This window comes from Streptomyces fuscigenes (assembly GCF_021556455.1).
GTDB classification, from domain to species: Bacteria; Actinomycetota; Actinomycetes; order Streptomycetales; family Streptomycetaceae; genus Streptomyces; species Streptomyces fuscigenes.
This window is the reverse complement of sequence record NZ_JAKGCV010000313.1, coordinates 1-6,501: the sequence shown is the minus strand read 5'-3', so window position 1 is coordinate 6,501 and position 6,501 is coordinate 1. Positions and strand designations below refer to the sequence as shown.

The following is a 6,501-nucleotide window of genomic DNA, read 5'->3' as shown; positions in this document are numbered from 1 at the left end:
CCAACGGCTGCGGCCGGGCGGCGGTGCGGCCCCTCCCGCGCACCGGGGCGGGACGCCGGTAGGGGGGCGCACCGGATCCTTCCGGCGGCGCGAGCGCCCCGCGCCCCGCGTGCGTCCCGCCCGGTCACCGGCCGTCGTGTCCGAATCCCGCGCGCCCCGCCCCCCGGACGGGTACACACTGGACGGCATGACGCACGCGGCGATGGACGAGGACACCCGGTACGAGGCGGTCGCGGGGCGGGACGCCCGCTTCGACGGGGTGTTCTTCTTCGCCGTGCAGACGACGGGCATCTACTGCCGCCCGAGCTGCCCGGCCGTGACGCCCAAGCGCAGGAACGTGCGGTTCTTCCCCACCGCCGCGGCGGCCCAGGGCAACGGCTTCCGCGCCTGCCGCCGGTGCCGGCCGGACGCCGTGCCCGGCTCCGCCGAGTGGAACGTCCGGGCCGACGTCGTCGGCCGTGCCATGCGCATGATCGGCGACGGGGTCGTGGACCGCGAAGGTGTGCCCGGCCTCGCGGAGCGCCTCGGCTACAGCACGCGCCAGGTGCAGCGCCAGCTCACCGCCGAGCTGGGCGCGGGACCGATCGCCCTGGCCCGAGCCCAGCGCGGCCACACCGCGCGGGTCCTGCTCCAGACCACCGGACTGCCCGTCACCGAGATCGCGTTCGCGTCCGGGTTCGCGAGCGTGCGGCAGTTCAACGACACGATGCGGCAGATCTACGCCAGGACCCCGAGCGAGCTGCGCGCGGAGTCCGGCACCGGGACCGTACGGGCCCCGGCCGGAGCCGGCATCCCGCTGCGACTCGCCCACCGGGGGCCCTACGCGGCGCGCGAGGTCTTCGACCTGCTGGCCCGGGAGGCCCTGCCGGGCGTGGAGGAGGTCACGGGCCCGGCCGGACGCCGCACGTACCGGCGTACCCTGCGGCTGCCGCACGGTCCCGCCACGGCGGCCGTGGAGGAGCGGCGCCACCCCCAGCGACCGGGCCCCGTGCCCCGCACGGGCTGGCTGGAGGCCCGTCTGCACCTGGCGGATCTGCGGGACCTCACCACCGCCGTCCAGCGGCTGCGGCGCCTGTTCGACCTGGACGCGGACCCTTACGCGGTGGACGACCGGCTCGGCGGGGACCGGAAGCTGGCGCCGCTGGTCGCGGCCCGGCCCGGCCTTCGCTCCCCGGGCACGGCCGACCCCGAGGAGTACGCGCTGCGCGCCGTGCTCGGGCCGGAGGCGGCGCTGGCCGCGGTCGCCGCGCTCGGCGAGGAACTGCCCGCCCCGGGGGCGGGCCCGGGGCGCCTGTTCCCCCGCGCGGACGCGCTGCGCGGTCACCCGGTCGCCGGCCCCCTGGCCACGGCGCTCGCCGACGGCGCGGTACGCCTCGATCCGGGAACCGACCGCGACGAGACGGAACGCGCGCTGCGGGCCGTACCGGGCGTCCACCCGGGCATCGCCGCCCTCATCCGGATGCGGGCGCTCGGCGACCCCGACGTGTGGCCCGCCGACCCCGAGACGGAGAACGCCCGGGAGGCGTGGCGTCCCTGGCGCTCCTACGCGGCCCGCCACGTGCGCATGGTGTGAGGCGCCGGGGCAGGCGGAAGGCAGGCCGCGGCCTCCTGCCCCCACCCCACCCCTACCCCTGGCTCCGGCCCTCCGGACCGTCCGGGCCCGGCTCCGGCTCGTCCAGCCCCCAGCTGTGGATCTTCCGCGGGTGGATGCGGATCAACTCGTCGCTCAGGTGCGCCCCGAGCCCGTGCGGACCGGTCAACAGCTCGGCCTCGCCCCGGATCTCCACACCGCGCACCCGCCAGGGACGGATGCTCGCGATGTCGTCGACGACCAGTGCGACGCGCGGATTCACCCGCAGATTGCGCCATTTCTTCGTCGTGCCGAGCGCGTAGCCGCCGATCAGCACGGTCCCGTCGTCCTGGGTGTGGAAGCCGACCGGGTTGGCCTGCGGCTGGCCGTGCCGGTCCACGGTCGCGAGGCGGCCGAGCCGCTGGGACATGAGGTAGGCGCGCTCGGCGCCGCTGAACTCTGCCATGGCCCCACCCTCACACGTCCGTCCGGACACCGGGGAACGCACCGGCCGGACGCGTCCGGTGGGCCGCTCCGCGGGCCGGGCCCCCCGGGCGCCCGCAGCCACCGCGGTTCGCGCCGCCCACTCGGAGGGGCGGCCCCGCGGCCCGGTCCTGGCCCCGGGCGGGCCCGGCGGCTCAGGCCGCCACCTGCGCGCGGTGGCTGAAGACCTGGCGTCCCGCGAACCAGGTCTGCAGGACCCGCGTGGCGTGGATCTCCTCCACCGGGATGTCGTGCAACTGCCGGTCCAGGATGATGAAGTCCGCCGACATGCCCGGCCGCAGCCGGCCCGTCTCCTGCGAGAGCCCCGCGGCCCGGGCCGCGTTGACGGTGTGCGCCCGGATCGCCGTCGCGAGGTCCACCGCCTGGCCGGGCGCCAGGTCGCCGGGGAAGGTCGGGTCCGGGTTGCGGCGCGTCACCATGGTCTCGATGCTGAGCCACGGATTGGGCAGCCCCGTCGCCACCGGCCAGTCCGAGCCCGCCGCGATGAGCGCGCCGGCCTCGTGCAGCTCGCGCAGCGGCCAGATCCGCTGCATGTAGTGCTCCTGCACCTGCTGCGCGATGATGCCGTTCATCGGGTTGGGGAACCACAGGACGGGCGACGCGTCGGCCACGACACCGAGGTCCCGGAAGCGTGGCACGTCGTCCGGATGCACGAACTCGGGGTGCGCGAGGTGGAACACCGGTCCGCCGCCGTGGCGTTCGCGCAGCCGCTGGACCGCGTCCAGGACCTGGCGCACCGCACCGTCGGCCGTCGCGTGCAGCTTCGCGTGCAGGCCGCGGGCGACGGCCTCCTCCAGCAGCAGCACCAACTCGGCGTCGGTGAAGAGGCTTTCGCCCGTGGGCTCGCCGCCCGCCACCGCCGCCGCGCCCTCCACGCCCCGGTAGGGCTCCAGGAACTTCGACGTCCGCGTCGCCGGCACGCCGTCGAGGACCGCCTTCACGAAGTCCGGGCGCACGTGCGGGGAGCGCCGCTCCGGGGCGGTGTCGAACAGTTCGGGGCCGACCGGCCCCGGCTCGATGAACTCCCGTGCCGGCAGGGAGCCGACGACCCACGCGTCCAGCTCGCCGTCGCGGTCCAGCCCGGTGAACACGTCGAGCCAGGAGCCCATCGTCGCGGCGTCCTGCACCGCCGTCACACCGACGGAGTTGAGCACCGACACCGCGGTGCGCGCCGAGTGCGCGTCCCGCTCGCGCGGATCCGCCACGGCGCGCCGCGCCGCCGCCTCCGCGTCCGCGGCGGGAGCGCCGAGGAGCAGACCCACCGCTCGCCCCGCGGCGTCGCGTACGTAGCGGCCCCCCGGCGGATCCGCGGTGCCGTCCCCGACCCCGAGGATCTCCAGCGCCCGCGAGTTGACCCACCTGTTGTGCAGCGACTCGTCCCGGAGCATCACCGGACGGCCCTCGCTCACCTCGTCGAGCGCCGCCAGCATCGCCGTGTTGCCCACCGCCTGGAACACCGGGCCCACGAGCACCCCGCCGACCACCCAGTCGTCCGGGCCCAGGGCCCGGGCCCGGTCCCGCACGGAGCCGAGGATCTCCGTCACACCCGACATGGGCGGAAGCGTCAGCTCCCACGCCGCGGCCTGCCCGCCGAAGCCGAGATGCGCGTGCACGTCCACCAGCCCCGGCATGACCATCCGGCCGCCCGCGTCGACCACGCGGGTGTTCGGGCCCACCAGGCTCTCGATGTCCCAGTCCGTGCCGAGCGCCGCCACCCGCCCGTCCCGTACGGCCAGGGCCGACGCCCGGGGCCGGTCGGGATCCAGGGTGTGGACGTCGGCGCCCCGCACCACCAGGTCGATCCGGTGGCTTCCGACGTGGGCCGCGGTGGTGTGCGCTTCGGGCATGGCGATCCCTCGGTTCTGCGCGAAGGCGGCACGGGATGGTGCTCGGGTGCCGGTTGCCGGGTGGTGTGTCCGGTGCGGTGTGCCTCAAGGGTGCGGGGCGGTGCCTGCGGGCCGCGCACCGTGTGCGCCGTGCGGCGGCCTCCACCGGCCGGCGCCGACGCTGCGCGCCCCCTTCTTAGGAGGGTATGGCAGGGTCCGCCCGGGCGCGTGTTGTGCGGCCGGGCTGCCGTACGCCAACCCCCGCGCCGCACTCCCGGCCCCTCACTTCCAGGCGAGTGCCGTGATCCACGCGGCCACGGCGAACAGGCAGGCGTACAGCTCGACGAGCAGCGGTGTGCCCGCTCCCCTCATCAGGGTGCGGGTGGAGGCCCAGCCGTCCCGGTGGCTGCCGAGCCGGTGGCGCTCGGCGCCGTACACGCCGCCCACGAAGCCGACGTACCCCCCGACCAGCGGCAGCACGAAGAAGCCCACGATCGCGAAGACACCGCCCAGGGCCAGCGTCCGGCGCGGGGCGCCCGTCCGCCGCGTGCGGCGCGAGGGCAGGAGCGGTCTGAGCACCTGGCTGACCAGCAGCACCGCCGTGGCCACCATCAGCACCACCCAGGCGGTGCCCGACGTGTCCGACAGGGCCCACCACAGCACCGCCGCCCAGACGATCGCCTGGCCCGGCACGCCGGGAACGAGGACGCCCAGAAGACCGAGCAGCATCACCAGGCCGACCAGCACCAGCTGCCACACGTCCATGGACCAAGCCTGCCGGATGCCCATCGTTCCCGCAGATCAGTGGGCGGCCGGCCCGCGGCCGGCCGGACGGCGGCCCGTGCCGCGGCGTCGGGCGGGGCGGTGCCGGGCCCGGTGGCGGGCCGCTCCGGCGGTCCGGCCGCTCAGGGCCGGCGGGCGCCCCGGGCCACCCAGCCGCGCTCGTACGCGTGCCAGCCCAGCTGCAGCCGGGTGCTGACACCGCTCATCTCCATCAGGCCCTTCACACGCCGCTGCACGGTCCGCAGGCCGAGATCCAGCTGCTTGGCCACACTCGCGTCCGTCAGCCCCGCCAGCAGGAGCGACAGGATGCGCAGGTCCGTCACGTCCGGCTCGGGGGGACCACCGGCCCGCACGGTCCCGCCCGCGTCCAGCGCCAGGGGCATCGACTCCCGCCACACGGCCTCGAACAGCCCGTGCAGCGAGTCCAGCAGTCCGCTCGCGTGCACGACCAGCGCGGCCGGCTCGGCGCCCGGCCCGGTCAGCGGGACCATCGCCAGCGCGCGGTCCGCGATCACCAGCTTCGCCGGAACGGCGCCCGTGACGCGCACCTGTTCGCGGCGCCCGAGCGCGGTGCTCAGCTCCGCCAGCGCGCCCGGCCCCGCGAGCACCTCCTGCTCGATGACGACGCGGTAGCTCACCCCGCGCGTCGACGCGGTCTCCTCGGCCTCGTTCTCCGCCCCCGTCACCGCGACCGGCGTGCCGGTGACCAGCGCGCACACCTCCTGCGCCGCGCCGAGCTGGAGCTGCCGGAAACGGTGTGCGACGGCGCTCGCGCCGGTGACGACCTCCAGCAGGTCGTGGACGGCGGCCTCGCTGCTCTCGGCGCGGTACTCCTCGGCGAGGAGGACGGCCGCCAGCTCCGCCTGCTCCAGCTCGTGGCGGTGCTGCGTCAGCAGCGCCCCGAGGGCCAGCGCCGGGGGAGCCGCGACCCAGCGCCCGGCCCGGCCCGGCGACTGCGCCGCGAGACCGTGGCGCTCCAGGCGCCGCAGCGCACCCTCGATGTCGTGGTCCGGCAGCGCGAGCCGGTGGGCGAGCTCGGCGACGTCCGCCGCACCGATCGCCACCAGTGCGCGGTACGCGGACTCCTGTCTTTCGTCGAGCCCTATGGCACCCAGCACCCGGTTCCCCTCCCCATGTCCTGCCCTCGCCCGTGTGCGCCGTTTCACGCCCCTTGCCCGTGGCGGAAAACGGCCACGGCGTAAAACCGCCGCACACATCGTGTCTGTACTCCCGGTAATTCTGCCAAGGTGGGCGAGTCGGAGCAGCAACAGGCCACGGTCATATGCCTCTCCGAGGTCGTCTGCCGCGCGTCCTTCCCGTGGGGGGTGGGGGTGCGACGGCGGACTTCGACCGGCCGGCCGCTGGAGGGCGCCGGGCTTGGCGACGGCCCTCGCCATTCCCACGTGCGCGCCCCCGCGTCCCGGCCGGTCCTCATCTCTCCCCCGCTCCTCATTTTCCCTCCGCCCGTTTTCGCGCCGCCCCCGCGGTCGAGGATTAGGGGCATGAGCAAGCACGGGGAGCCGTCCGCTCCCGCCGACGACGACTGGTGGGGCCGCCTCTACGACGAGACGTCGCCGGACACCGGTGCGGGCGCCCCGGCCGGGGACGACACGCTGGACGAGCGGTTCGCGTCGGCGACGGACGCGGTGGACGCGGGGGACCGGTCCGCCGGCGAAGCCGCCGGTCGCGCGGACGGCGGGGACACCGGCCGGGAGGATGCCCCTGGCCGGCGATCCGGTGACCCGGGCGGTGGGAGGCCCGACGCCGTTCCGGCCGCCGGGGCCGCTGCAGCCGCTGCCGCCGAAGGCGCCGGTCCCG

5 protein-coding genes and 1 pseudogene are annotated in these 6,501 nt (G+C 76.2%); 2 read left to right on the top strand and 4 right to left on the bottom strand.

Going from position 1 to position 6,501, the window contains the following annotated elements; all coding sequences use genetic code 11:
• Window positions 1-202 precede the first annotated feature (202 nt).
• Window positions 203-1,573, top strand: coding sequence for a DNA-3-methyladenine glycosylase 2 family protein (locus L1885_RS20960; protein WP_235798712.1), 1,371 nt, complete (start codon window positions 203-205; stop codon window positions 1,571-1,573).
• 52 nt (window positions 1,574-1,625) lie between these two features.
• Here the strand turns inward: L1885_RS20960 and L1885_RS20955 are convergent, their stop codons facing one another.
• The 4 genes from L1885_RS20955 to L1885_RS20940 all read right to left on the bottom strand — a co-directional run bounded on the left by L1885_RS20955 (window position 1,626) and on the right by L1885_RS20940 (window position 5,801).
• Complete coding sequence (locus L1885_RS20955) at window positions 1,626-2,036, bottom strand: PPOX class F420-dependent oxidoreductase (RefSeq protein WP_235798711.1); 411 nt, start codon at window positions 2,034-2,036, stop codon at window positions 1,626-1,628.
• 172 nt (window positions 2,037-2,208) lie between these two features.
• A complete protein-coding gene (locus tag L1885_RS20950; protein ID WP_235798710.1) occupies window positions 2,209-3,921 on the bottom strand; it encodes an amidohydrolase in 1,713 nt (570 codons plus the stop codon).
• Window positions 3,922-4,182: 261 nt separating this feature from the next.
• Window positions 4,183-4,665, bottom strand: a complete 483-nt coding sequence (locus L1885_RS20945) for a DUF456 domain-containing protein (RefSeq protein WP_235798709.1) — start codon at window positions 4,663-4,665, stop codon at window positions 4,183-4,185.
• 140 nt (window positions 4,666-4,805) lie between these two features.
• Entirely contained in the window at window positions 4,806-5,801 is a 996-nt protein-coding gene (locus L1885_RS20940) for a helix-turn-helix domain-containing protein (protein ID WP_235798708.1), read from the bottom strand.
• A gap of 384 nt (window positions 5,802-6,185) precedes the next feature.
• On the opposite strand from L1885_RS20940, the pseudogene L1885_RS20935 reads away from it, so the two are divergent.
• Window positions 6,186-6,501, top strand: a pseudogene (locus tag L1885_RS20935) (protein phosphatase 2C domain-containing protein); the annotation flags it as partial.

Coding starts and splice junctions, on each gene's coding strand:
- L1885_RS20960 (WP_235798712.1), top strand. CDS start 203: ATGGACGAGGACACCCGGTACGAGGCGGTCGCGGGGCGGGACGCCCGC.
- L1885_RS20955 (WP_235798711.1), bottom strand. CDS start 2,036: ATGGCAGAGTTCAGCGGCGCCGAGCGCGCCTACCTCATGTCCCAGCGG.
- L1885_RS20950 (WP_235798710.1), bottom strand. CDS start 3,921: ATGCCCGAAGCGCACACCACCGCGGCCCACGTCGGAAGCCACCGGATC.
- L1885_RS20945 (WP_235798709.1), bottom strand. CDS start 4,665: ATGGACGTGTGGCAGCTGGTGCTGGTCGGCCTGGTGATGCTGCTCGGT.